This is a genomic window from Kitasatospora azatica KCTC 9699 (assembly GCF_000744785.1).
In the GTDB taxonomy this organism is placed as follows: domain Bacteria; phylum Actinomycetota; class Actinomycetes; order Streptomycetales; family Streptomycetaceae; genus Kitasatospora; species Kitasatospora azatica.
The window spans coordinates 2,758,870-2,782,482 of the sequence record NZ_JQMO01000003.1 but is presented as its reverse complement, the minus strand read 5'-3'; the positions used below and the strand labels follow the sequence as shown (position 1 = coordinate 2,782,482).

Here is a 23,613-nt window from a genome sequence, read left to right as displayed (position 1 = left end):
TCATTTCTCCGAAAGGCGTGAGGCATAATCGGCCGAACGGCGGAAAAGTGTCCATGCGAACGGGGGAAGCATGATCAGGGTGCTCATTGCCGAAGACATGTACATGCTGAGAAAGGCCTTGGTGGCTCTTCTCGAGCTCGAGCCGGACATCGAGGTCGTGGCCGAACTTTCCAGCGGAGCCGAGATCGTCTCCCGGGCCGAGGAGTGCCGCCCGGACGTCGCGGTCCTGGACATCGACCTGCCCGGGATGGACGGGATCACCGCGGCCGGCGCACTGCACACCGCGGTGCCCGAGTGCCGGACCATGATCCTCACCAGCCTGGGGCAGCCGGGGAACCTGCGCCGCGCGATGGCCGCGCACGTCTCCGGCTTCCTGCTCAAGGACGCCGAGCCGGACACGCTGATCTCCGGGATCCGGGCGATCGTGGACGGCCAGCGGGCGATCGACGTCTCGCTGGCGCTGGCGGCGCTGGAGACCGAGCCGCCGGTCCTCACCTCGCGCGAGATCGAGGTGCTGCGGCTCGCCGCCCAGGGCGAGGAGGCCGCGCAGATCGCGGCACGGCTCTACCTGTCCCCCGGCACGGTGCGGAACTACCTGACCACCGTGGTGAGCAAGCTCAACGCACGGAACCGGGTGGACGCCATCCGGATCGCCCGCGAGGCCGGCTGGCTCTGACCAGCCGGCCCTGCGCGGCTGAGGGCCGGTCCGACCGGACCGGCCCTCAGCCGCTCGCGGTCTCCAACTGCTCGGAGAGCAGCGCGCAGCCGGCCCCGTCATCGGTGCCGTGACCGGCCGACGGGAGCGGCAGCGCGAGCACCGCCTCCAGCTCGAACCAGCCGTCGGGCCGCACCCCGGCCTCCAGCCGGCCGCCCAGCCGCTCGACCCGCAGCGCCAGGTTCCGAATGCCGCTGCCACCGCAGTCCGCACGCGGCTCGCCCGCCATCGGCAGCGCCAGGTTGCGATCGACCCCGTCGTTGGCCAGCGAGAACCGCACGGTCTCCCCCCGGCGCTCGCCGGAGAGCGTGCACTGCTTGACCGCGCTGTGCCGCAGCATGTTGGTCAGGCCCTCGCGCAGCACCGTCGCCAGCACGGTGTCCACCGCCCGGGGCAGCGTGCCGCACCGCACCTGGCCCTGGGCGCTGATCCCCAGGGTGGCCAGCATCGCCTTGGCGTCCTCGACCTCGGTGGCCAGACACATGTCCCGGTAGCCGCTGGCCACCGCGCGCACGTCGGCCAGCGCCTGCCGGGAGTTCTGCAGGATCTCGGTCAGCTCCTGCTGGGCCCGGCCCGCGTCCACCGGCGCCAGTCGGTAGGCCAGCTCGCACTTGAGCGTGATGGTGGAGAGGCTGTAGCCGAGCAGATCGTGCAGGTCGCGGGCGAAGCGCAGGCGCTCCTGGGCCACCGCCAGATGGGCCAGCTCGGCCCGCGACCGGTGCACCTCGCTGACCAGGTCGGAGAGCCGGGAGAGCCCGAAGACCACCAGGCCGGTCAGCACGGTCGAGACGGTGGTGTAGGCGACGTCGCGCCAGCCCAGCCCGACCCAGAACTGCAGCACGTCGGTGCTCAGCACCACGGCCGCGAAGCCCGTCCAGGCCCGCCAGTTCTCGCGCAGGACCAGCAGCACCGAGCCGGCCAGCAGACCCGGCAGCGGCATCCAGGCCTGCTGGAAGACCAGGAAGGGCCCGTAGGTCAGCAGCCCCTGCAGCGCCAGCACCCCGCCCCGGTAGGGGGTCAGCCGCCGGACCAGCCGCGGGAAGGCGATGACCAGCTGAATCGCCATCACCACCACGAGCAGCAGCAGCGCCTCCACCAGCCGCACCGTCGACGGCCTGGCCGCCAGCACATAGGTGACGGCCACGAAGCCGAACGCGAAGAGCACCGCCGTCGTGATGGCCATCGCCATCGTGGGCGCCAACTGCCGGGGGTCCTCCTCCCTGCCCGCTGTCGATGGGTATGTCGATGGGTATTCAGAATCCCTTGCGCATTCAGAATCCATAACGTGCAACGATCCCCCGTTACGTTCGGACTTCCCCTGTTGCGGCCGTGAAAGTCATAGCCGCACAGCACACTAGCGAGCTTCCGTTCCGGGCTTCAAGATCACTAGAGTGAGAAAAGGAACACCTTGGTCTAGACCGCGCGAGGGTGCGCGGGCAGCGTACCCACCACCATCTCGCCGACGCTCGACTCCACCCGCCAGTCCAGGCCGAAGGCCTGTCGGGAGGTCTGCGCCTCGCCGATCGCCAGGGTGTGGGTGCCCAGACCCATGGCGGTGGCCACCAGGCCGATGCTCTGCTGGAGCGCGCCGACGTCCTTGAGCAGGCTGCTGTAGGCGATGCCGCTGAACTTGTAGGAGGCCCGCAGGAAGCGCGCCGTGATGGTGATCAGCAGCGGCGGCGGACCACCGAGCCGCTCCGGCGCCCGGGCGCCGGAGCTCAGCTCGGCCAGGGCCTCGGGGGCACTCTCGACCCGCTCCAGGAAGTGGCCGAGCGGGTCGTAGTGGTAGGCGCCCGGAGCCAGGCAGGCCCCCTCGCCGGCCACCACGTACAGCTCCAGCGCGTAGGTGGAGCCGATGCTCGGGTACGGGCGGGCGCTGGAGGGGTAGTCGGTGGGCTCGAAACGGCCGGCCGGCAACAGCTCGCGGACTCGGGCGGCCCGGTACAGCAGGGCGCCGAGCTGCTCGCGGCTGATCTCGGCGTCCGGGTACCCGCTGCGCGCCCGGCTGTTCTCCAGGACCGCGGTGAACGGCTGGTCGGTGGTCAGCAGCTCGTCCAGGTCGGGGCGGGCCAGCGCGATCCGGTCGGTGCCGACGGCCGGTTTGACCACCGGCGGCGCGGCGACCTGGCCGACGTGCGCGAAGGTCGCGCCGCGCGGGTTGCCGCGCCGGCTGAGTCGGCTGCGCGCGTGCACCAGCAGGTCGTCCGGGGACCAGCCGAGGAGCGCCGGGTCGTGGTCCTCGGCGAAGCACGGCGACTGCGCCCCGTCGGCCGCCCCCGCCGACCGCTCGGCCACCACCACCATGCCCGCCGCCACCAGGTAGGCCCGGGCCGCGTCCACCGCCTCCGAGGAGAGTTCGAGATCGCCGTCGCGGGGCCCGAGCGGCCCGGCCACTCCCTCCAGGCGGCCGATCACACCGACCGCCTCCGGACGGTGCAGCTCCACCACGTGGTGCGAGAGCGGCGACTCCACCCGCATTCCGCCCGCCACGTAGCGCAGCACCGCGAACCGGGAGAGCCGGCAGGTCCGCCCGGAGGTCAGCGGCAGCGAGGCGAACCTGGCCTCCCGGGAGAGCGGCACCACCGACAGCAGCGGCATCGGGCCGACGCTGAGCGTGCGCACCAGCAGGTGCTGCAGCGGGGCCATCTCGCGCAGCAGCGCGGTGACCCGCAGCCCGGCCGGCCCACCGCCGCCCTGCGGGTCGGCCACGGCGTTGCGCAGCGAGATCGCGCCGAGCGTCATCCGGCGCAGCGCCTCCCGCAGGCCCGCGCTGGGCGCTGCGATCCGCAGCTCTCCCCAGCGGGTGTCCAGCACGATGCCACCCCCGGGGTCGGACTCGAAGTCCACAACGGTGTCGTCGGACAGTGACCAGAGATCGGCAAGCTGCGGCGGAGCAAGACGGTCGATGCGCACGGAGGTAGTCCAGGGATTCATGACGTGGCGTCAGGGACGGTGAGGGTGTGCCTCGCGGGCAGGTGGCGGTGCTTCGGGGGCGCTTCAGAGGTGCTTCGGAGTGCTACAGGGTGCTTCAGGCTGCTTCAGAGGAAGAGCGGGACCGGGTTGAGGTCCTGGTAGCGGGTGGGCTCGGCGAGCCGGCCCAGCCGGACGGGTACCTCGAAGAGCCGGCCCGGCGCGAACCTCGCCCAGTGCGGGCGCAGTCCCGGGACCAGCACCCGGACCACCGGCAGGCCGACGTCCGGTCGGGTCTGGTCCAGCACCAGCAGTTCCAGTCCGGCCCGCCGCACCAGCTCCTCGACCTGCGCCAGGTCCTCGCGCAGGTCGGCGCGGGCCGTGTACGGGTGGTCCTGCGGACGCACCGCCGCGGCGGCCGGGTCCGGCAGCAGGTACGGCTGCTCCGCGGTCCGGGCGGTGCGCATCCAGTGCAGCACCTCGGGGTCGTCGGTGCCGTACCCGGTGCCGTCGGCGCGCGCGTCGACGACGTACGGCAGCATCTGGTTGACCTCGGTGAGCGCCCGGTGCAGGGCGATCCGCGGGTCGAGGTGGGCGCCGAAGCCGAGCATGACGTCCTCCGCCGGCTTGTCGGTGCGGCGCGAGAGCGCGACCACGGTCGGGACGCCGAGGTCCGAGGTGAGGTCGAGGGCCCACAGCTCGCGGTTCAACGAGCGGTGCCCGGCCGGCTGTTCGGCGATCCACGGGTCCTCGAAGGCGGCCAGGTCCAGTCCGGGGCGGCGGATGCGGTTGTACCACCACAGGGCCACCGCGTCGCGTTCCACCAGCTCCAGGACGCCCTGCAGGACGGCGTCCTCCAGACTGGCCCCCGCGGCGGTGCCGTTGGAGGTCGCCTGGCAGTACGGACGGCCGGCGAGCCGCGCCGTGTCGTAGTAGAGCAGGGCGGTGGGCAGCAGCTTGTGCCGCTGCGCGGTGAGCGACCAGACCGGGGTCCACTCGATCTCGGCGTCCTCGTCGAAGGGTTCGGGAACCTGCTGGAAGGTGCCGTGGCCGGCGTTCCAGCGGTGCCGGTCGGCGAACTGCTCGGGGGCGAACAGCTGCACGGTGTCCGGGTGGACGGCCCGCGCCCCCAGCGAGCGGTAGCTCGCGCGCAGCATCGGCTCGTCGCCCTGGAGGTGTCCCGAGTGCCGTTCCAGCGCCTCGGCCAGCGCGCTCACCTCGGCCCGCAGCGGGGTGCTGCCCTTGCCCGCGCTGGTGGCGCGCAGCCCGGCCCGGACCGAGGCCAGGCCGTCGGAGCCCGCCGCCAGGTTCTGCCCGGCGTGGAAGGCGTTGAGGAAGGCCGGGCCGCGCGGGTCCCGGCGGATCTCCTTGACCAGCCCGGTCAGCGGGTCGACCAGGTGGCGGTAGCGGACCAGCAACTGCTCTGGGGTGAGCGCGCGGTGGCCGCCGCCGATGCTGTCCTGCTTGAGCCGGGAGCCCAACCGCACCGGCGCCTCGACCCGCGCGCGGACCAGGCCCGGGTCACCGCAGGCGGTGCACTGCGGGCGCCGGTGCACCTGGTGGTGACAGGTGGTCAGGTTCAGGCTGTCGACGGCCAGTAGCGCCTGCTGGCCCTCGTGGCGGTGGCCGGCCAGCCACTTCGCGGCCTCCAGCACGGCCAGCTGCAGTCCGGCCAGTCGACTGGCGGGCACCCCGCAGAAGGGGCGGCGCAGCGGGCCCGAGCGGCCCAGCTCCTGCTGCAGATGGGCCTCCGCCGGGCGCCCGCGCCAGAGCCGTTCGGCCAGGCAGGACCAGCACGGGCCGTCGGCGGCGCCGAAGAACGGACCGATCCAGGCCTCGGTCCCGCCGGGCTTGACCGGCAGCCAGCGGCGTCCGGCCGCCCGGTGCTCCTGGTCCACGAGCCCCAGGACCGGGTCGAGATAGTCCTCGCAGAGCACCAGCGTCAGGTCCGCGGTACCGGTCACGGTCCGCAGCCCGGCCGCCTCGGCGGCGTGGCGCAGCGCCTCGGGATCGGCGCCGCCGACCGCCGTGACCCGCACGGTCGCGTCGGCGGCGCGTTCCACCGCCGGGCCCCCGCGAGCCCGGCGGCCTCCCAGTAGGCCAGTTCGGCGACCGGGTGCGCGGGCTGCGGACCCGGGTGCTCGGTCAGCAGATCCGCTGCGGCCAGCCGGTCCAGCAGCCGGTCGGCCTGCTGCTGCGGGATCAGGTCCGCCACCTCCCGCAGCACGGCCTCCCGCGAGCGGGTCCCGTCCAGCAGCGGCGCCAGCCGGTGGATCGGGCCGCCGTGCAGGGCGGTGAAGCGCTGCTCGGAGACCAGGTAGACGGCCTCCCCGGGAACGGCCTCGACCTGCAGGTACGGCTTGAAGCCGAGCAGCGGGGCGGTGTCGGGAGGCAGCGGTGCGACGGACTGACTGTTCATCAGGCAGCGAATCGGTCCGCGGCGGTGACGGCGGAGACCGAGGCCTCGGCCCAGCAGACGAAGCCGGCCGACGGGGCCGCCCAGCCGGTGCTCTGGGCCAGCTCCTCGATCACGAGGTCGTCGACGAGCTGGGTGGCGGCGGTCTGGTGCGTGGCCATGCGTAACTCCATCAGGTCTTGACTGCTTGTGCGTTCACTGGTGTGCGGTGCACCGCTCGGTGGCGGCGAGAACGATCCTGCTATAGCCGCGGTGGAGGCAGTAGTGCCGCGATCACCGGGCCCGGGTGAAAAATTCACGGTCCCCGACAGGTACGGATCCACGCCCGCTTCAGGAGCGCCGCACTGGGCGCGGAGCGGCTGCTGAGCCATGCTCGAGGAAACCCGATCACGCATGGCCGGAACCCCGGCTGCACGGAGGATTTCCTATGGACATCAGAGTTTTGGGCCCGCTGAGCGCGGAGATCGACGGCGTGTCCTTCGTCCCCAGCGCCGGCAAGCCGCGCCAGTTGCTCTCGCTGCTCGCCCTGAACGCCAATCAGGTGCTGCCGGTGCCGACCCTGATGGAGGAGATCTGGGGCACCGAGATGCCGCCCAGTGCGCTGACCACGCTGCAGACCTACATCCTGCAGCTGCGGCGGTTGATCGGTGCCGCCCTCGGCCCGGACAGCCCGATCGACCCCAAGCAGGTGCTGGTCACCCGGCACGGCGGCTACCTGCTCCAGGTGCCGCCCGAGGCGGTGGACGCCTACCGCTACGAGCGCCTGATCGCGGCCGGCAACGACGCGCTGGACCAGGGGGACGACGTCTCGGGCTCGGCGAGGCTGCGCGAGGCGATGGCCACCTGGCGCGGGTCCGCGCTGGTTGACGTGAAGATCGGCCCGCTGTTGGAGATCGAGCTGGTGCGCCTGGAGGAGAGCCGGCTGGTCGCCCTGGAGCAGCGGATCGACGCCGAGCTCCGGATGGGCCGGCACGCCGAACTGCTCACCGAGCTCACCACGCTGATCGCCCGTCATCCGCTGCACGAGGGCCTGCACGCGCAGTACATGACGGCGCTCTACCGGGCGGGGCGCCAGGTCCGCGCGCTGGAGGTCTACCAGGGGCTGCGGGGGCGCCTGGTGGAGGAGCTCGGGTTGGAGCCGTCCACCCGGATCCGCCAGCTGCACCGGGCGATCCTCGGTGCGGACCCGGGTCTGGACGCGGCCCGCTACCAGCGCCGGGCTGCCGCCTGAGCGTTGACAGATGACAGAATCGCGATTCTGTCATCTGTCAACCGTCAACGCGATGCTGCTCGATGCCCCGGCCCGTCCCCCGGGGCGGGTGCCACGGCTCGCGCTCGATCCCCCCTCGAGGGCCTGCGCCGAGAGTCTGGTCGACGTGTTCCGCCGCTCCCGCCCAAGGGCCGGACCAGTCGGACGGAACTGGACACCACGAGTGTGGGGGCATCTTGCGCATCATCGACCTGTCACAGCCGGTGGACGCGGCCGGCTGGGAGCCGGACCCGATCGTCCACGAGATCATGACGCCGGCCGAAGGCGCCCGGCACATGGCCGAGGAGATGCGGCTGCACTTCGGCCTGGAGTTCGACCCGGCCGAACTGCCCGGCGGCGAACTGCTCTCGCTGGACACCCTGACCCTGACCAGCCACACCGGGACCCACGTCGACGCCCCGTCGCACTACGGCTCGGTCGGCGACTACGGCACGCCGCGCCACATCGACCAGATGCCGCTGGACTGGTTCCTGCGGCCCGCCGTGGTGCTGGACCTGACCGACGTGGGCACCGGCGCGATCGGCGTGGAGCGGATCGAGAAGGCGCTGGCGGACATCGGCTACCGGCCGCAGCCACTGGACATCGTGCTGCTGCACACCGGTGCCTCCCGGCACGCCGGAACCCCCCGCTACTTCACCGACTTCGCGGGGCTGGACGGCCCGGCCACCGACTACCTGCTGGACCTCGGCGTGCGGGTGATCGGCACCGACGCCTGGAGCCTGGACGCGCCGTTCGGCGACATGATCAAGCGCTACCAGGAGACCGGCGACCGCTCGGTGCTCTGGCCCGCCCACTTCGCCGGCCGCCGGCGGGAGTACTGCCAGATCGAGCGGCTGACCCAACTGGACGCGCTGCCGGCGCCGTTCGGCTTCCAGGTGGCCTGCTTCCCGGTGAAGATCGCCGGCGCCGGGGCGGGCTGGAGCCGGGCCGTGGCGCTGGTCGAGGAGTGAGCGGCGCAGCGCGACAGCGGCTGTTCTGCTTCCACCACGCGGGCGCGGGCAGCTCCGCCTTCGCCCGGTGGCAGCACCGGCTGGGCCCCGGCACCGAGGTGGTGCCCGTCCTGCTGCCCGGCCGCGACAACCGCCGGCGCGAGCCGCGGATCACCGACCACGACCGGCTGGTCGCCGAACTGGTCGAGCAGCTCGGGCCGTTGACGGACCTTCCGTACGCGCTGTACGGACACAGCCTGGGCGGCCTGGTCGCCCACACCTTCGCCCGCGCGGCCACCGCCGCCGGTCTGCCGCCCGCGCGGCTGGCGGTGATCGGCGCAGTGCTGCCACCGCACCTGGACACCGCGCTGCTCGGCTACGTCGACATGCCCGACGGCGAGTTGCTGCGGCGCCTGGTGGCGCACGGGATGCTGCCCCAGGAGGCCCTGGAGGGCGGCGCGAGCAGCCTGTGGCGGCGCACCGTGCTGCCCGTACTCCGGGACGACCTCATGCTGGCCCGCGCGCTGCGCGCGGCGGCCGCCCCGCTGCCGGACGTCCCGGTGCTGGCCCTGGCCGGGCTCGACGACGCGATCGCCCCGGTCGAGGGGGTCGCCCAGTGGCGCCGCTGGGCGGGCGCCGGCTTCGAGCTGCGCACCGTCCCCGGCGGCCATGTCTTCGTACGCGACCGGGCCCTGCCGGCCCTGCTGCGCGAGGTGCTCGACGCACTGCCGCCGGCGGTCCGCCCGGAGTCGAGCACGGTTTGAGGGTCCTGGCGGACCGTCGGACACACAACGAACCGAGAAGGAAGGACGCGGACGTGAACACAGAGTGCTCCCGGAACAGATCTCGGGCGGCACAGCTGCGGACGGGGGGAGCGCGATGAGCCGGCGTGTGGTCATCACCGGGATCGGCGTGGTCGCCCCCGGCGGCAGCGGTGGCCGCGAGCAGTTCTGGTCGCTGCTGACCGCGGGGCGGACCGCCACTCGGGCGATCTCCCTGTTCGACGCTTCCGCGTTCCGTTCCCGGATCGCGGCGGAGGCCGACTTCAACCCCCTCGCCTCGGGGCTGAGCCCCCAGGAGATCCGGCGGATGGACCGGGCCGCCCAGTTCGCCGTGGTGTGCGCCAAGGAGGCGGTGGCCGACAGCGGTCTCGCCCTGGCCGAGCTCGACCCGTACCGCACCGGCGTCACCATCGGCACCGCGGTGGGCGCCACCATGGGCCTGGACACCGAGTACTCGGTGGTCAGCGACGGCGGCGCCAAGTGGCTCGTGGACCACGAGTACGCGCCGCGCCACCTGTTCGACCACTTCGTGCCGAGCTCCTTCGCCGCCGAGGTGGCCTGGGCGGTCGGCGCGCAGGGTCCGACGGGTGTGGTCTCCACCGGCTGCACCTCCGGCCTGGACTCGGTCGGCCACGCGGTGGAGCTGATCCGCGAGGGCAGCGCCGACGTGATGATCGCCGGCGCCACCGACGCCCCGATCTCGCCGATCTCGGTGGCCTGCTTCGACGCCATCAAGGCCACCTCGCCGCGCAACGACGACCCGGCCCACGCCTCGCGGCCCTTCGACCGCACCCGCAACGGCTTCGTGCTGGGCGAGGGCTCGGCCGTCTTCGTGCTCGAGGAGCTGGAGCAGGCCCGCGCCCGCGGCGCGCACATCTACGCCGAGATCGCCGGCTTCGCCTCGCGCAGCAACGCCTACAACATGACGGGGCTGCGGGCGGACGGCAAGGAGATGGCCGAGGCGATCCGGCTCAGCCTCGACGAGGCCCGCCTGGACCGCACCGCGGTCGACTACATCAACGCGCACGGCTCGGGCACCAAGCAGAACGACCGCCACGAGACCGCGGCCTTCAAACTCAGCCTCGGCGAGCACGCGTACCGGACCCCGGTCAGCTCGATCAAGTCGATGATCGGGCACTCGCTCGGCGCCATCGGCGCACTCGAGATCGCGGCCTGCGCGCTGACCATCGAGCACGGCGTCATCCCGCCGACCGCCAACCTGCACGAGCCGGACCCGGAGTGCGACCTGGACTACACCCCGATCACCGCCCGCGAGGCGAAGGTCGACACGGTGCTCAGCGTCGGCAGCGGCTTCGGCGGCTTCCAGAGCGCCATGGTGCTCACCCGACCCGAGCGGAGGACCGCGGCATGACGGCCGACCTGTTGGAGCAGCCCGTGACCGGCACCCGGGCCGCCGACCCGGTCTTCACCGGCATCGGCGTGACGGCCCCCAACGGCCTGGGCACCGAGGCCTGGTGGCGGGCCACCCTGGCCGGCGAGAGCGGCATCCGACCGGTGCGCCGGTTCGACGCCGCCCGGTACCCGGCCACCCTGGCGGGCGAGGTTGCGGGCTTCGACCCCAAGGAGCACATCCCGAACCGGCTCATCCCGCAGACCGACCACATGACCCAACTCGCCCTGGTCGCCGCCGAGGAGGCGATCGGCGACGCCGAGGTCGAGCTGGCCGAGCTGCCGCAGTACGCGGCCGGTGTGGTCACCGCCGCCTCGGCGGGCGGCTTCGAGTTCGGCCAGCGCGAGCTGGAGGCGCTGTGGAGCAAGGGCGGGCAGCACGTCAGCGCCTACCAGTCCTTCGCCTGGTTCTGCGCGGTGAACACCGGCCAGATCTCGATCCGGCACAACCTGCGCGGCCCCAGCGGCGTGCTGGTCAGCGAGCAGGCCGGCGGCCTGGACGCGGTGGCCCAGGCGCGGCGCCAACTGCGCCGGGGCAGCAGCCTGATGGTCACCGGCGGGGTCGACGGCTCGATCTGCCCGTGGGGCTGGGCGGCGCACCTGGCCGGCGGGCGGATCAGCACCGCCGCCGATCCGGAGCGCGCCTATCTGCCCTTCGACCGCGACGCGGCGGGCCACGTGCCCGGCGAGGGCGGGGCGATCCTGGTCCTGGAGGACGCCGAGGCGGCCCGCGCCCGCGGTGCCCGCGCCTACGGGGCGCTGGCCGGCTACGCGGCCACCTTCGACCCCGCGCCGGGCACCGGCGGTCCGCCCGGCCTGCAGCGCGCGGCCGAACTCGCGCTTTCTGAAGCCGGTCTGACGGTCAATCAGATCGACGTGGTGTTCGCCGACGCGGCCGGCGTGCCCGAGCTCGACCGGGCGGAGGCGGCCGCGATCACCGCGCTCTTCGGCCGGTCGGGGGTGCCGGTCACGGCGCCCAAGACGATGACCGGCCGGCTGGCCGCGGGCGGTGCCTCGCTCGACCTGGCGGCGGCGCTGCTCTCGCTGCGGGACGCGGTGATCCCACCGACCGTCAACGTCGGCCCGCTCGCCGAGGGCTGCGAACTGGACCTGGTCACCGAGGCCCGCCCGGGCCCGCTGCGTGCCGCGCTGGTGCTCGCCCGCGGCTACAACGGCTTCAACGCCGCGGCGGTGGTGACCGCGGCGCAGTGACCCGACCGGTCGCTCCCGCCAGATGGACCCGGCCGCGGCACCGCGCCGCGGCCGGGCAACCGCCAGGGCGGTTGCTCCCGCAACCGCCGATGCAACTGCTAACGAGGAAAAGGTGTTTCGCATGACCGAGATGAGCCTGTCCACCCTGATCGCGCTGCTCGTCGAGTGCGCGGGCGAGGAGGAGGGCGTCGACCTGAACGGCGACATCCTGGACGTCCCCTTCGTCGAGCTGGGCTACGACTCGCTGGCGGTGCTGCAGACCAGCGGCCGGATCGAGCGCGACTACGGCATCCAGCTCTCCGACGACACCGTGGCCGAGGCCTACACCCCGCGCCTGCTGCTGGAGTTCGTCAACGAGAGCCTCTCCGCGGCCACCGCGGCCGCTGCCTGACCGGCCTGCTGGTCGGTCGCTGCCACATTCGGTCGCTGCCAAATGCCGTCCGCCCGGCACCTCCGAGGAGGTGCCGGGCGGACGGCATTGGTACGCGGAACGAATCACGCGAGGTCGTCGCGGGTCACCTGACGGTGCTTGACCTGCCAGCGGCCCTCGACGCGGACCAGCAGGTCGTCGCAGCGGGTGCTGACCCGGACCGCGGCCTGGCCGCCGCGCGGGGTCTCGATGACCAGCGCGTAGCACTGCGCGAAGACCTCGTCGGCGCCGCGCCGCTCGACCGAGACCATGCCCAGCCAGTGCCGGCGCTGGATGCCCTTGGCCGCGTAGTCGTCGGTGGCGGTGCGGGCGGCCGCGGTGATGACGGCGCGGCCCGCGGCCGGCTCCGGGTGGGCGTTGGCGGCGAAGACGCCGTCCTCGGTGAAGGTCTCGGCCCACTCCTCGGCGTTGCCGCTGTCCAGCAGCTGCATCTGCTGGGCGTAGAACTGCTGGACCTGGTGGTAGAGCTCGCCACCGGTCAGGGCGGGGGTCTCGTCGATCACGGTCACGTCGTCTCCTCATGGATGTGGCCGGCACAGCTGCCGCGCCGCGGACAGCCCGAGTCTTCGACCGCCTGCTCGGGGTCGCCTGGACGGCCACTGGAGCGCCGCGGTGCGGGGCGTCCACCGCAGCTCCAGCCGGGGCCGAGGACGGGCCGAGTCCCGCCCGGCAGGCTCGTCGCCACCAACGTCCGAACTCCGAACAAGGAGCGCACAGCATGGCGAACGACGAGCGGCGCGTCGCGCTGGTCACCGGCGGCACCAGCGGGATCGGCCTGGCGGTGGCCCGCGACCTGGCCGGCCAGGGACTGGCGGTCTTCATCTGCGCCCGCACCACCGAGGCGGTCGAGCTGACGGTGAAGGAGCTGCGGGCCGAGGGCCTGGAGGTCTCCGGCCTGGCGGCCGACGTCCGCCGCCCCGAGTCCGTCAAGGAGCTGGTCGCGGCCGCCGTCGCGCAGTACGGCCGGGTCGACGTCCTGGTCAACAACGCCGGCCGCAACGGCGGCGGCGTGACCGCGGACCTCTCCGACGAGCTCTGGTACGACGTCATCGACACCAACCTCAACAGCGTCTTCCTGACCACCCGTGAGGTGCTCAACGCCGGCGGTCTGCGCGAGCGCGGCTGGGGCCGGATCATCAACATCGCCTCCACCGGCGGCAAGCAGGGCGTGGTGCTGGCCGCGCCGTACTCGGCCTCCAAGCACGGCGTGATCGGCTTCAGCAAGGCCCTCGGCAAGGAGCTGGCCCCCACCGGCATCACCGTCAACGCGGTCTGCCCGGGCTACGTCGAGACGCCGATGGCCCAGCGGGTGCGCCAGGGCTACGCGGCCGCGTACTCGACCACCGAGGAGAACATCCTCGAGCAGTTCGAGGCGAAGATCCCGCTCGGCCGCTACTCGACCGCCGAAGAGGTGGCGGGCCTGGTCGGCTACCTGGCCACCGACACCGCGGCCTCCATCACCGCACAGGCGATGAACGTCTGCGGCGGTCTGGGCAACTACTGAGCCCCCCAACCCGAGCCCCCTCCCGAGCAGACTAGGAGTACCCCATGTCCGGAGCCGACAGGCACCGCACCCTGCACAGCACCGAGGTCGACGCGCCGGCCGAGGTGGTGTACGGGATCGTCTCGGACGTCACCCGTTGGCCGGAGTTCTTCGCCCCCAACGTCCACGTCGAGCACCTGGAGCGCACCGCGGCGAGCGAGCGGATCCAGATCTGGGCCACCGCCAACAGCGAGGTCAAGACCTGGATCTCGCGCCGGGAGTTCGACGCCGAGCAGCTGAAGGTCGGCTTCCGCCAGGAGGTCTCCCAGCCGCCGGTCGCCTCGATGGGCGGCGAGTGGGTGGTCACCGCGATCGACGCCCGGCGCTCCCGGCTCGACCTGCACCACGACTTCACCGTGGTCGAGGACGCGCCCGAGGGCCTGGCCTGGATCAACTCCGCGCTGGACACCAACAGCGCCGCCGAGCTGGCCGGCATCAAGCGGATCGCCGAGCAGCACACCGAGCTGGACCAGCTGATGTTCAGCTTCGACGACACCCTGCACGTGGCCGCCGACGGCGCCGACGTCTTCGAGTTCCTCAACCGGGCCGACCTGTGGCCCGAGCGGGTGCCGCACGTCGCGCGCCTGGACCTGACCGAGGACGTGCCGGGCGTGCAGGTGATGGCCATGGACACCCGCACCGCGGACGGCTCGACCCACACTACCGAGTCGATCCGGGTGGTCTTCGGCAGCGACCGGATCGTCTACAAGCAGACCACCGTGCCGGCCCTGATGACCGCGCACACCGGCCGCTGGACCATCGAGGCCGCCGGCGACGGCGTGGACGTCACCTCCCGGCACACCGTCATCATCAAGCCCTCGGCGATCGAGCGGATCCTCGGCGAAGGCAAGACCGTCGCCGACGCCCGCGCGTACATCCACCACGCGCTGAGCACCAACAGCACCACCACCCTCAAGTTCGCACGGGACTTCGCCGAGGCCCGCCGTGGCTGAGCACCCGCTCTTCACCGTCCCGGCCCGGCTCGACGGCCTGCTCGCCGAGGCCGCGGCCGCGCACCCGCAGCGGACCGCGCTGATCGGCGGCGGGCAGCGGATCGGCTACGCCGCGCTCGACCAGCGGGTGAGCGCGGCCGCCGCCGCGCTGGCCGAGCTGCTGCCCGAACCGGGCGCCACGGTCGCGGTGGCCTCGGTGCTGCACCCGGACTTCGCGACCGCCTACTACGCGGCCACCCGGGCCGGCCAGGTCGCCGCGGTGGTCAACCCGCTGCTGCGCGAGGAGGACCTGCTGCACGTGCTCACGCTGAGCCGCGCCAAGCTGGCCTTCGTGGACGCCGGCCTCTACCAGCGGCTGGCCGAGGTGCGCAGCCGGCTGCCCGAGCTGCGCGAGGTCGTGCTGATCGGCGCGGGCACCGAGCCGGGCCTGCGCACCCTGGACGAGCTGGTCACCGCCGGCCAGGGCCGCCCGGCCCCGACCTCCGCGCAGCGCCCCGAGGACGTGGCCTGCATCCAGTTCACCAGCGGCACCACCGGCCGCCCCAAGGCGGTCCAGCTGACCCACCGCAACGTGACGGTCAACGCCGACCAGATCGCCGTGGCCCACCGCCTGGACAGCGGCTCGGTCACCCTGAACCACCTGCCCACCTTCCATCCGATGCACCTCAACTCGGCGGTGCGGGCCGCGGCCACCCAGGTGCTCTGCACCGGCCCCGAACCGGTGGACGCCGTCCGGACGGCCAACGAGCACCGAGCCACCCATCTGTACAGCCTGCCGGTGCGGCTCGCCCGGCTGGCGGCCGACCCGGCCCTGGGCGAGCTGCGCCTGGACAGCGTCAGCAGGATCGCCTCCGGCGGTTCGGCGCTGCCGGCGGACGCGGCGCGCCGGCTCACCGAGCGCTTCGGCATCCCGGTCTTCCAGGGCTACGGCCTGGCGGAGACCTCGCCGCTGACCCACAGCGACGACCCCGAGCACCCGGTGCACGGCTCGGTCGGCACGCCGGTGGCGGGCACCGAGTGCCGGGTGGTCGACGTCGACACCCGCGCGGTGCTGCCGGCCGGCGGCGTGGGCGAGGTGCAGCTGCGCGGTCCGCAGGTGATGAAGGGCTACCTCGGCGGCCCGGCGGGCAGCGGGCTCGCGGCCGACGGCTGGCTGGACACCGGCGACGTGGGGCGGATCGACGAGGACGGGCGGCTCTTCCTGGTCGACCGGCTCAAGGACGTCTTCAAGTGCGACAACTTCCTGGTCGCGCCCTCCGAGGTGGAGACCATGCTGAACCGCCACCCGCGGGTGCGCGAGTCGGTGGTGGTCGACCTGCCGCACGAGTTCAGCGGCTCGGTCGCGGGCGCCCTGGTGGTCCTCGCCGACCCCGCTGCCGACACCGCCGCCGACCCCGCCGCCGACCCCGCGCTGCCCGCCTCGGTGCTGGCCTCGGTGGTGGCCGAGGTCAACGAGCAACTGCCCTACTACCAGCGGGTGCAGCGCGCCGAGGCGGTGGCGGCGATCCCGCGCTCCGGCAACGGAAAGATCCAGCGCCGGGTGCTGCGCGAGGAGCTGCTCGCGATGCCCGCCGTCCATTGACCGACCGTCAGACCATCACTTCTTCCCGAGAGGCGGCGACCATGAGCGCTCCGCTCTTCACCGTGATCAACACCTTCACCCTGAAGAACCCCGCCGAAGCCGAGAGCTTCGAGCGGCAGTTCCTCGACCACGTCCAGTGGATGCGCCGGCAGCCCGGCTTCCAGGCCCACCAGGCCGTCCGTTCCACCGAGCGCCCCGAGGTCTACCTCAACTTCGGCTGGTGGACCTCGCCGGACCACTTCAAGCAGGTGCTGGCCAGTGAGACCTTCCAGGCCCACGCCAAGGAGTTCCACCAGCTGGTGGACGTCGAGGCGGACCCCTCGCTGACCGTGCTGCGGATCGACGGCGGCCCGGCCGGCGGGCAGCCGGTCGTGGTGGTCGAGCGCTACCAGGTGAAGTCCACCGAGGGCGCCGAGGCCTTCGAGGGCGCCTACCGCGAGTACGCCCAGGCCGCCGCCCGGCTGGACGGCTTCGGGCACAGCGACTTCGCCAAGGCACTGACCCGGTCCGGCGGTTACACCGCTGCCGCGAGCTGGCGCGACGAGGCCTCGGCCCGCGCCGCGCGGGAGTTGCCGCAGTACGCGGCGGTGCTCGCGCTGGCCGAGGCGCAGACCGTGTCGGCCGCCCCGGTGGCCGGCAACCGGGGCGAGTTCGCCAAGGTGCCCGAAGGTGTCTGACCTCGGTCGGTCCGACCCCGGTCCCAGTGACCTCGGGCTCGCCGGAAAGGTCGCCCTGGTCACCGGGGCGACCCGGGGCGTCGGCCTCGCGGTCGCCCGGCGGCTCTGCGCGGCCGGCTGCCGGGTGGTGCTGAACTACGCCCGCCGCGAGGCGGACGCGCAGCAGGCCCTCGAGCAGCTGGCCGGCTTGCCGGGCGAGGCGGTGGCGCTGCGCGCCGACGTCACCGACCACGAGCAGCTGGCCGGCCTGCTGGCCGAGGTCGGCCGGCGCTTCGGGCGGCTCGACATCTTCGTGCACAACGCGGCCCGGTGGCAGCCCGCCGCGGCCCTCGGCGCCGACCCGGCCTCGGTGCACGCCGATCTGGCCGCCGCGCTGGACCCGCTGCTGACCGGGGCGCCGGCCGTCGCCGAGCTGATGGCCGGCGGCCCCGGCCGGATCGTCGCGGTCTCCAGCAGCGGCGCCCGTTCGGTGGTCCCGGGCTATGTGGGCGCGGGCGTGGCCAAGGCGGCCCTGGAGGGCCTGGTGCGCTACCTGGCGGTGGAGTTGGCGGACCGTCGGATCGCGGTCAACGCGGTCTCCACCGCGAAGATCGACAAGGGCGCGGCCACTCCGCAGCCCGAGGTGGCCGCCGTGCTCGCCGCGCGCACGCCCGCCGGCCGCCTCACCACGCCCGAGGACGTGGCCGACGCGGTGGCACTGCTCTGCACGGCCGAGGCCGGGTGGATCCACGGACAGGTGATCACAGCCGACGGCGGCTTGAGCCTGCGCGGCTAGCAGGAGGGGAGGGTGAGCGTGGAGAGCGTGGAGACGGAAGAGATCAAGACGGACATCTGCATCGTCGGCGCCGGGCCGGCCGGTCTGGTGCTGGCCCTGCTGCTGCTGAAGTCCGGGGTCAAGGTGGCGGTGGTCGAGCGGGCCCGGGCCCACCAGCGGGAGTTCCGCGGGGAGATCCTGCAGCCCGGTGCGATGGCGCTGCTGGACCAGCTCGGCGTGCTGGGCGGGGCCCGGGCGCGCGGGGCCCATGAGCACACCAGATTCCGGTTGGTGGAACAGGAGAGGGTGCTACTCGACATCGACTACCGGGCGCTGCCCGCCCCGTACGACCACCTGCTGAGCATTCCGCAGGCCCATGTCCTGGACGAACTGCTGCTGCACTGCGAGAAGTTCGAGGGCTTCCGGTACCTGGACGGGCGCCGGGTGGGCGAGCTGGTGCGCGAGGGTGCCAAGGTCACCGGTGTTCTCGCCGACGGACCGTCAGGACCCTGCCGGGTGCTGGCGCACTGCGTGGTCGCCGCCGACGGCCGGTTCTCCAAGGTCCGCCGGCTGGCGGGCATCGAGGCCGGCCGCACCGAGGCCTTCGACCTGGACGTGCTCTGGTTCAAGCTCACGGCCCGCGAGTCGGCCCTCGAGTCGGCCCACGAGCCGGCCCACGGCGAGGCCCGCGAGAACGGCCGCGACAAGGTCCGCGACGTGCGGGTCTTCCGGGCCGAGGGCAGCCCGGTGCTGGTCTACGACTCCTGGCCCGACAAGATCCAGATCGGCTGGACGCTGCCGCACAAGGGCTACGCGCAGGTCGCCGCCCAGGGACTGGAGAAGGTCAAGGAGCAGCTGGCCCGCGCGGTGCCGCCGTACGCCGATCTGATCCGCGACCAGATCGGTTCGCTGCGGGACCTGACCCTGCTGGACGTCTTCTCCGGCCGGGCCGAGCGCTGGGCCGACGAGGGCCTGGTGCTGATCGGCGACGCCGCCCACACGCACAGCCCGATCGGTGCGCAGGGCATCAACCTGGCGATCCAGGACGCCGTGGTCCTGCATCCGCTGCTGGTCGCCTCGCTGCGGTCCGGCGACGCGTCCGCGAGCTACCTGTCCGCCTTCGAGCGCCGGCGCAGCCGCGACATCGCCAAGGTCAGCCGGCTCCAGCAGATCCAGAGCACCGCCATGCTCTCGCACGGCGCCTTCGCCACCCGGGTCCGCCCCAAGCTCGCCCAACTGCTGCGGCACACCCCGCTGTACCGCAGGGTGCTCGACCGCATCGCCTACGGCAACCGCGCGATCAGGATCGCGCAGGAGTGCTTCACCGACAGGAGGAACCGATGAAGGCCCTGGTGCTCGCGGGCGGTACGGGTACCCGCCTGCGGCCGTTCAGCTACTCCATGCCCAAGCAGCTCATGCCGATCGCCAACCGGCCGGTGCTGGAGTACGTCCTGGCGAACATCCGCGCGCTCGGCATCGAGGAGGCCGCCGTCGTGGTCGGCAACCGCGGTAGCGAGATCATCGCGGCGCTCGGCGACGGCTCCCGGCTGGGCATGCGGCTGACCTACATCTGCCAGCTCCACCCGCAGGGCCTGGCCCACGCGGTACGGCTGGCCCGCGAGTACCTGGGCGAGGACGACTTCGTCATGCACCTGGGCGACACCATGCTCCCGCAGGGCTTCGCCGAGGCGGCCGAGGAGTTCGCGGCCCGCCGCCCGGACGCCCTGGTGGTGGTCCGCAAGGTCGCCGACCCGCGCGCCTTCGGGGTCGCCGAGGTGACCGCTGACGGCACGGTGACCGGACTGGTCGAGAAGCCGGAGCAGCCGCGCAGCGACCTCGCGATGACCGGGGTGTACTTCTTCACCCCCGCGATCCACCAGGCCGTCGAGCGGATCGAGCCCAGCGCGCGCGGCGAGCTGGAGATCACCGACGCCATCCAGTGGCTGGTCAGCCGCGGCTCGGCGGTAGTGGCCCAGGAGTACCGGGGCTACTGGAAGGACACCGGCCGGGTCGAGGACGTGCTCGACTGCAACCGCGAGCTGCTCGGCCGGCTCGACCCCGCGCCGCAGGCAGCGGCCGGACAGGTGGACGAGGAGAGCCTGCTGATCGGCACGGTGCTGCTCGAGCCGGGCGCCCGGGTGGTCCGCTCCCGGATCCAGGGGCCCGTCGTGGTGGGCGCCGGCAGCCTGGTGCAGGACAGCCGGGTCGGCCCGTACACCTCGGTCGGGCGCGACTGCTCCCTGATCGGCACCCACGTCGACGACTCGATCGTGCTGGACGGCGCCTCGGTCAGCGGGGTGCCGCGGCTGCGGGGCTCGCTGATCGGCCGTTCGGCGGCGGTCACCTCGGCGGACCGCGGCAACGACCACCACCGCCTGGTGGTCGGCGACCACACCCAGGTGGAGGTGGCGGCATGAGGATCCTGGTCACCGGCGGCGCGGGCTTCATCGGCTCGCACTACGTGCGCACCATGCTCGACGGCGGCTATCCGGGCTACCAGGACGCCCAGGTCACCGTGCTGGACGCGCTCACCTACGCGGGCAACCGCGCCAACCTGCCCGCCGCCCACCCGCGGCTGAGCTTCGTGCGCGGCGACATCTGCGACCTGCCGCTCCTACTGGACCTGCTGCCCGGCCACGACGCGGTGGTGCACTTCGCCGCCGAGTCGCACGTGGACCGCTCGCTGGAGTCCTCCGCCGAGTTCGTGCGCACCAACGTGCAGGGCACCCAGAACCTGCTGGACGCCTGCCTGCGCACCGGCGTCCAGCGGGTGGTGCACGTCTCGACCGACGAGGTCTACGGCTCCATCGAGCGCGGCTCCTGGACCGAGGAGTGGCCGCTCGCGCCCAACTCCCCGTACGCGGCCTCCAAGGCCGGCTCCGACCTGATCGCCCGCGCCTACTGGCGCACCCACGGGCTCGACCTGTCGATCACCCGGTGCTCCAACAACTACGGCCCGTACCAGTACCCCGAGAAGGTCATCCCGCGGTTCGTCACCAACCTGCTGCGGGGCCTGCCGGTGCCGCTCTACGGCGACGGCGCCAACGAGCGCGAGTGGCTGCACGTCGACGACCACTGCCGGGCCGTCCAGCTGGTGCTCACCGGCGGCCGGGCCGGTGAGGTCTACAACGTGGACGGCGGCGCGGCCCTGAGCAACGCCCAGCTGACCGACCGTCTGCTGGAGCTGTGCGGCGCCGACCGCCGACTGGTGCAGCGGGTCGCCGACCGCAAGGGGCACGACCTGCGCTACTCGCTCGACGGCGGCAAGATCCGCGAGGAGCTGGGCTACCGCCCGCTGGTCCCCTTCGAGCAGGGGCTGGCGCAGACCGTCAGCTGGTACCAGGACAACCCGGGCTGGTGGAAGCCGCTCGCCGATCACGTGGAGGAAGAGACCCGATGACCACCGATCAACTGGTGCTGGTGGTGGGCGCCGGGCCGGTCGGCCTGACCGCCGCGCACGAGCTCGCCCGGCACGGCGTGCGGGTGCGGCTGGTGGACGCGGCCGACGGACCGGCGGTCACCAGCCGGGCGCTGGCCACCCACGCCCGCACCCTGGAGACCTACGCGCAGATGGGCGTGGTGGACGAGCTGCTGCCGCGCGGCCAGCGGGTGGAGCACTTCACGCTGCACCAGAACGGCCGCCGCCTGATCCGCTTCGACACCGACTACAGCCACCTGCCCACCCGCTTCCCGTTCACCCTGATGGTGGATCAGGTGATCACCGAGGAGGTGCTGCGGGGCGCCGTCGCCCGCCGCGGTGTGGCGATCGAGTGGGGCGTGCGGCTGACCGGCTTCGAGCAGCGCGAGGGCTCGGTCCGGGTCCACCTGGAGCACGCCGACGGGCGGGGCGAGACGGTCGAGGCCGCCTACCTGGTCGGCGCGGACGGCGGGCACAGCACGGTCCGCAAGCAGCTCGGCCTCAAGCTGGTCGGCGAGAGCAGCGAGACCTGGCTGATCGCCGACGCCGTGGTCCACTGCGACCTGCCGCGCGACAGCATCCACTGGATGCGCACGCCCAGCGGCACCGTGATGATGGTGCCCTTCCCCGACCAGGACAAGTGGCGCCTGCTGGACACCGCCGAGGTCTCCTACGGCGGGGACGACCACGCCGTGGCCCGCCGCTTCGCCCGCAAGATCGAGGCCGGCATCGGCCGGCCGGTGCGGGTGGAGACGCCCAGCTGGGTCTCGGTCTTCACCATCCAGCAGCGGATGCTGCCCCAGATGCGGGTCGGCCGCTGCTTCCTGGCCGGCGACGCGGCGCACGTGCACAGTCCCGCCTCCGGGCAGGGCATGAACACCGGTGTGCAGGACGCCTTCAACCTGGCCTGGAAGCTGGCCGCGGTGCTGCACGGGCAGGCCGAGGAGGGCCTGCTCGACAGCTACAGCGCCGAGCGGGTGCCGGTCGGCGCCAACCTGCTGAAGTCGACGAAGATGGCGACCATGCTGGTGCAGCTGCGCAGCCGCACGGCTGCGACCGCCCTGCGCACCGTCTTCACCTTCATGCGCTCGGTGCCGCCGCTGAAGTCGCGGATCGAGCGGAAGATCATGGGCGGCATGTCGGCGCTGGACCTCTCCTACGCGGACGGGCCGTTGGCCCTCGATCAGGGTGGCGCGCGGGCCTCGCGGGTGACCGCGCAGCGGCTGGCCGGGTCGGCCGGCTGGCAGGAGCTGCTCACCGAACTCGGCCAGAGCGGTTGGACGTTGCTCACCACCGAGCGGTCCGCCGAACTGCCGGAGCTGCGCGAGATCGCCGAGGCCTACCGGGGCACCGTGCGGGTGCGGACCCTGGGCGCCCGGAGCACCGGCCCGGACCAGCTCCCCGACCCCGACGGCAAGCTGGCCGCCGACCTGGGACTGCTCGCGGGCGGCTGGCTGCTGATCCGCCCCGACGGGTACGTCGCGGCCGGCGGCCCGAGCAGCCCGACCGGCCCGAACGAGCCGGGCGGCGGCGTGCGGGCCGCACTGACCGCGCTCGGGGTGCTCGGCACGACACGGAAGGAGGCCGAGCATGGAGTTCCGGCAGCTCGGTGAGAAGGGCCCGGTGGTGAGCCGGGTCGCCTTCGGCAACTCGCTCACCGCGGGCAACCAGCTCGGCGACGAGGCCGCCGTCGCCTGCATGCGCGCCGCCTTCGACGCCGGCATCACCACCTTCGACACGGCCGACGTCTACGCCGAGGGCCGCGGCGAGGAACTGCTCGGCGCCGCCCTGGGCGGGGTGCCCCGGGACCAGGTGGTCCTGTGCACCAAGGTCGGGCGCGGCGCGGGCGGAGACTCCAACGGCCCCGGCGGGCTGACCCGGGCTCGGATCAACCACGGGCTGGAGCAGTCACTGCGCCGGCTGGGCACCGACTACATCGACGTCTACCAGGCCCACCTGTTCGACGACGCGACCCCGCTGGAGGAGAGCCTCGAGGCGTTCGCCGCGGCCTTCGCGGCGGGCAAGATCCGCTACCTGGGGGTCTCCGAGTGGGCGGCGGACGAGCTGCACGCGGCCGGCCGGGCGGCCGCCGAGCTCGGCCTGCCGCTGGTCTCCAACCAGCCCCAGTACAACCTGCTGTGGCGGGTGATCGAGGCCGAGGTGCTGCCCGCCTGCGCCGAACTCGGCATCGGCCAGATGGTCTGGTCCCCGCTGGCCGGCGGCGTGCTGACCGGCAAGTACCGCCCGGGCCAGGAGCTGCCGGCCGGCTCCCGGGCGGTCGCGGCCAAGGGCGGTGACGTCTCCATCCGCCGCTGGCGCTTCCTGGAGGACGAGGTCCTCGAGCGCGTTCAGGCCCTGGAACCGCTGGCCCGGGAAGGCGGCCTGCCGCTCCCCCAGCTGGCGCTGGCCTGGACCCTGCAGAACCGGCAGGTCGCCTCGGCGGTCATCGGCGCCTCGGCGCCCGACCAGATCACCCGCAACCTGGCGGCGGTCGGCACGGTCCTGGAGCCGGAGCTGCTGGCCCGGATCGACGCGGTGCTCGGCGACGCGGTGATCCGCGACCCGAACCTGACGCTGAGCCGGATGCTGCGCGCCCGGCGGGGCTGAGCCAG

General features: G+C 73.1%; 23 protein-coding genes. 17 read left to right on the top strand and 6 right to left on the bottom strand.

Annotation, left to right across the window (positions count from 1 at the left end; genetic code table 11):
* Positions 1-70 precede the first annotated feature (70 nt).
* Complete coding sequence (locus BR98_RS23075; protein ID WP_035847289.1) at positions 71-676, top strand: response regulator transcription factor; 606 nt, start codon at positions 71-73, stop codon at positions 674-676.
* A 46-nt stretch (positions 677-722) separates the two neighbouring features.
* Here the strand turns inward: BR98_RS23075 and BR98_RS23070 are convergent, their stop codons facing one another.
* The 5 genes from BR98_RS23070 to BR98_RS39580 all read right to left on the bottom strand — a co-directional run bounded on the left by BR98_RS23070 (position 723) and on the right by BR98_RS39580 (position 6,202).
* Positions 723-1,916, bottom strand: coding sequence for a sensor histidine kinase (locus BR98_RS23070; RefSeq protein WP_051970083.1), 1,194 nt, complete (start codon positions 1,914-1,916; stop codon positions 723-725).
* 212 nt (positions 1,917-2,128) lie between these two features.
* Complete coding sequence (locus BR98_RS42085; protein ID WP_157537895.1) at positions 2,129-3,628, bottom strand: SagB family peptide dehydrogenase; 1,500 nt, start codon at positions 3,626-3,628, stop codon at positions 2,129-2,131.
* A 125-nt stretch (positions 3,629-3,753) separates the two neighbouring features.
* Positions 3,754-5,688, bottom strand: a complete 1,935-nt coding sequence (locus BR98_RS23060; protein ID WP_324606687.1) for a TOMM precursor leader peptide-binding protein — start codon at positions 5,686-5,688, stop codon at positions 3,754-3,756.
* A complete protein-coding gene (locus BR98_RS42365; protein ID WP_324606686.1) occupies positions 5,586-6,044 on the bottom strand; it encodes a hypothetical protein in 459 nt (152 codons plus the stop codon). The genes BR98_RS23060 and BR98_RS42365 overlap by 103 nt, the downstream gene beginning before the upstream one ends.
* On the bottom strand, positions 6,044-6,202 hold the full coding sequence (locus BR98_RS39580; RefSeq protein WP_157537894.1) for a hypothetical protein: 159 nt from the start codon (positions 6,200-6,202) through the stop codon (positions 6,044-6,046). Before BR98_RS39580 ends, BR98_RS42365 begins: the two co-directional genes overlap by 1 nt.
* 266 nt (positions 6,203-6,468) lie before the next feature.
* Here BR98_RS39580 and BR98_RS23055 point away from each other — a divergent pair, with 266 nt between their 5' ends.
* From BR98_RS23055 to BR98_RS23030, 6 genes are all read left to right on the top strand, one after another.
* On the top strand, positions 6,469-7,272 hold the full coding sequence (locus BR98_RS23055) for an AfsR/SARP family transcriptional regulator (protein WP_035847287.1): 804 nt from the start codon (positions 6,469-6,471) through the stop codon (positions 7,270-7,272).
* Positions 7,273-7,487: 215 nt separating this feature from the next.
* Positions 7,488-8,261: a cyclase family protein gene (locus tag BR98_RS39575; protein WP_035847286.1), complete on the top strand. Its 774-nt coding sequence runs from the start codon at positions 7,488-7,490 to the stop codon at positions 8,259-8,261.
* On the top strand, positions 8,258-9,004 hold the full coding sequence (locus tag BR98_RS39570; protein WP_051970081.1) for a thioesterase II family protein: 747 nt from the start codon (positions 8,258-8,260) through the stop codon (positions 9,002-9,004). Before BR98_RS39575 ends, BR98_RS39570 begins: the two co-directional genes overlap by 4 nt.
* Before the next feature lie 115 nt (positions 9,005-9,119).
* Positions 9,120-10,394: a beta-ketoacyl-[acyl-carrier-protein] synthase family protein gene (locus BR98_RS23040; RefSeq protein WP_035847285.1), complete on the top strand. Its 1,275-nt coding sequence runs from the start codon at positions 9,120-9,122 to the stop codon at positions 10,392-10,394.
* Positions 10,391-11,644 (top strand): ketosynthase chain-length factor, encoded by a 1,254-nt coding sequence (locus BR98_RS23035; protein WP_035847284.1) that lies wholly within the window; start codon positions 10,391-10,393, stop codon positions 11,642-11,644. Before BR98_RS23040 ends, BR98_RS23035 begins: the two co-directional genes overlap by 4 nt.
* A 121-nt stretch (positions 11,645-11,765) precedes the next feature.
* The gene (locus BR98_RS23030) at positions 11,766-12,035 is read left to right on the top strand and encodes an acyl carrier protein (RefSeq protein WP_035847283.1); all 270 of its coding nucleotides are present in this window, start codon (positions 11,766-11,768) and stop codon (positions 12,033-12,035) included.
* Between the two features lie 104 nt (positions 12,036-12,139).
* On the opposite strand, the gene BR98_RS23025 is transcribed toward BR98_RS23030, so the two are convergent.
* Positions 12,140-12,583: a nuclear transport factor 2 family protein gene (locus BR98_RS23025; protein WP_063774830.1), complete on the bottom strand. Its 444-nt coding sequence runs from the start codon at positions 12,581-12,583 to the stop codon at positions 12,140-12,142.
* Positions 12,584-12,792: 209 nt separating this feature from the next.
* Between BR98_RS23025 and BR98_RS23020 the strand changes: the two genes are divergently transcribed.
* From BR98_RS23020 to BR98_RS22975, 10 genes are read left to right on the top strand one after another with little or no spacing between them, the layout of a single operon-like run.
* Positions 12,793-13,578: an SDR family NAD(P)-dependent oxidoreductase gene (locus BR98_RS23020; RefSeq protein ID WP_035847282.1), complete on the top strand. Its 786-nt coding sequence runs from the start codon at positions 12,793-12,795 to the stop codon at positions 13,576-13,578.
* 44 nt (positions 13,579-13,622) lie between these two features.
* A complete protein-coding gene (locus tag BR98_RS23015) occupies positions 13,623-14,570 on the top strand; it encodes an aromatase/cyclase (RefSeq protein ID WP_035847281.1) in 948 nt (315 codons plus the stop codon).
* Positions 14,563-16,152: a class I adenylate-forming enzyme family protein gene (locus BR98_RS23010; RefSeq protein ID WP_035847280.1), complete on the top strand. Its 1,590-nt coding sequence runs from the start codon at positions 14,563-14,565 to the stop codon at positions 16,150-16,152. The genes BR98_RS23015 and BR98_RS23010 overlap by 8 nt, the downstream gene beginning before the upstream one ends.
* 41 nt (positions 16,153-16,193) lie before the next feature.
* Positions 16,194-16,829 (top strand): antibiotic biosynthesis monooxygenase family protein, encoded by a 636-nt coding sequence (locus BR98_RS23005; RefSeq protein ID WP_035847279.1) that lies wholly within the window; start codon positions 16,194-16,196, stop codon positions 16,827-16,829.
* Positions 16,822-17,604, top strand: coding sequence for an SDR family oxidoreductase (locus tag BR98_RS23000; RefSeq protein ID WP_051970080.1), 783 nt, complete (start codon positions 16,822-16,824; stop codon positions 17,602-17,604). The genes BR98_RS23005 and BR98_RS23000 overlap by 8 nt, the downstream gene beginning before the upstream one ends.
* A 12-nt stretch (positions 17,605-17,616) precedes the next feature.
* Positions 17,617-18,927: an FAD-dependent monooxygenase gene (locus BR98_RS22995; RefSeq protein WP_232247491.1), complete on the top strand. Its 1,311-nt coding sequence runs from the start codon at positions 17,617-17,619 to the stop codon at positions 18,925-18,927.
* The gene (locus BR98_RS22990) at positions 18,924-20,000 is read left to right on the top strand and encodes a glucose-1-phosphate thymidylyltransferase (protein ID WP_035847278.1); all 1,077 of its coding nucleotides are present in this window, start codon (positions 18,924-18,926) and stop codon (positions 19,998-20,000) included. The genes BR98_RS22995 and BR98_RS22990 overlap by 4 nt, the downstream gene beginning before the upstream one ends.
* Entirely contained in the window at positions 19,997-20,983 is a 987-nt protein-coding gene (rfbB, locus tag BR98_RS22985; protein WP_035847277.1) for a dTDP-glucose 4,6-dehydratase, read from the top strand. Before BR98_RS22990 ends, rfbB begins: the two co-directional genes overlap by 4 nt.
* The gene (locus BR98_RS22980) at positions 20,980-22,614 is read left to right on the top strand and encodes an FAD-dependent oxidoreductase (protein ID WP_035847276.1); all 1,635 of its coding nucleotides are present in this window, start codon (positions 20,980-20,982) and stop codon (positions 22,612-22,614) included. Before rfbB ends, BR98_RS22980 begins: the two co-directional genes overlap by 4 nt.
* Positions 22,592-23,608 carry an aldo/keto reductase gene (locus tag BR98_RS22975; protein ID WP_035847275.1) on the top strand — a complete coding sequence of 339 codons (1,017 nt, stop codon included), beginning with the start codon at positions 22,592-22,594 and terminating at the stop codon, positions 23,606-23,608. The genes BR98_RS22980 and BR98_RS22975 overlap by 23 nt, the downstream gene beginning before the upstream one ends.
* Positions 23,609-23,613 lie beyond the last annotated feature (5 nt).

What these genes read in the sequence shown, in the direction of transcription:
- BR98_RS23075 (WP_035847289.1), top strand. Translation starts at nt 71, where the DNA reads ATGATCAGGGTGCTCATTGCCGAAGACATGTACATGCTGAGAAAGGCC.
- BR98_RS42365 (WP_324606686.1), bottom strand. Translation starts at nt 6,044, where the DNA reads ATGAACAGTCAGTCCGTCGCACCGCTGCCTCCCGACACCGCCCCGCTG.
- BR98_RS39580 (WP_157537894.1), bottom strand. Translation starts at nt 6,202, where the DNA reads ATGGCCACGCACCAGACCGCCGCCACCCAGCTCGTCGACGACCTCGTG.
- BR98_RS23055 (WP_035847287.1), top strand. Translation starts at nt 6,469, where the DNA reads ATGGACATCAGAGTTTTGGGCCCGCTGAGCGCGGAGATCGACGGCGTG.
- BR98_RS23040 (WP_035847285.1), top strand. Translation starts at nt 9,120, where the DNA reads ATGAGCCGGCGTGTGGTCATCACCGGGATCGGCGTGGTCGCCCCCGGC.
- BR98_RS23035 (WP_035847284.1), top strand. Translation starts at nt 10,391, where the DNA reads ATGACGGCCGACCTGTTGGAGCAGCCCGTGACCGGCACCCGGGCCGCC.
- BR98_RS23030 (WP_035847283.1), top strand. Translation starts at nt 11,766, where the DNA reads ATGACCGAGATGAGCCTGTCCACCCTGATCGCGCTGCTCGTCGAGTGC.
- BR98_RS23020 (WP_035847282.1), top strand. Translation starts at nt 12,793, where the DNA reads ATGGCGAACGACGAGCGGCGCGTCGCGCTGGTCACCGGCGGCACCAGC.
- BR98_RS23015 (WP_035847281.1), top strand. Translation starts at nt 13,623, where the DNA reads ATGTCCGGAGCCGACAGGCACCGCACCCTGCACAGCACCGAGGTCGAC.
- BR98_RS23005 (WP_035847279.1), top strand. Translation starts at nt 16,194, where the DNA reads ATGAGCGCTCCGCTCTTCACCGTGATCAACACCTTCACCCTGAAGAAC.
- BR98_RS22990 (WP_035847278.1), top strand. Translation starts at nt 18,924, where the DNA reads ATGAAGGCCCTGGTGCTCGCGGGCGGTACGGGTACCCGCCTGCGGCCG.
- rfbB (WP_035847277.1), top strand. Translation starts at nt 19,997, where the DNA reads ATGAGGATCCTGGTCACCGGCGGCGCGGGCTTCATCGGCTCGCACTAC.
- BR98_RS22980 (WP_035847276.1), top strand. Translation starts at nt 20,980, where the DNA reads ATGACCACCGATCAACTGGTGCTGGTGGTGGGCGCCGGGCCGGTCGGC.
- BR98_RS22975 (WP_035847275.1), top strand. Translation starts at nt 22,592, where the DNA reads ATGGAGTTCCGGCAGCTCGGTGAGAAGGGCCCGGTGGTGAGCCGGGTC.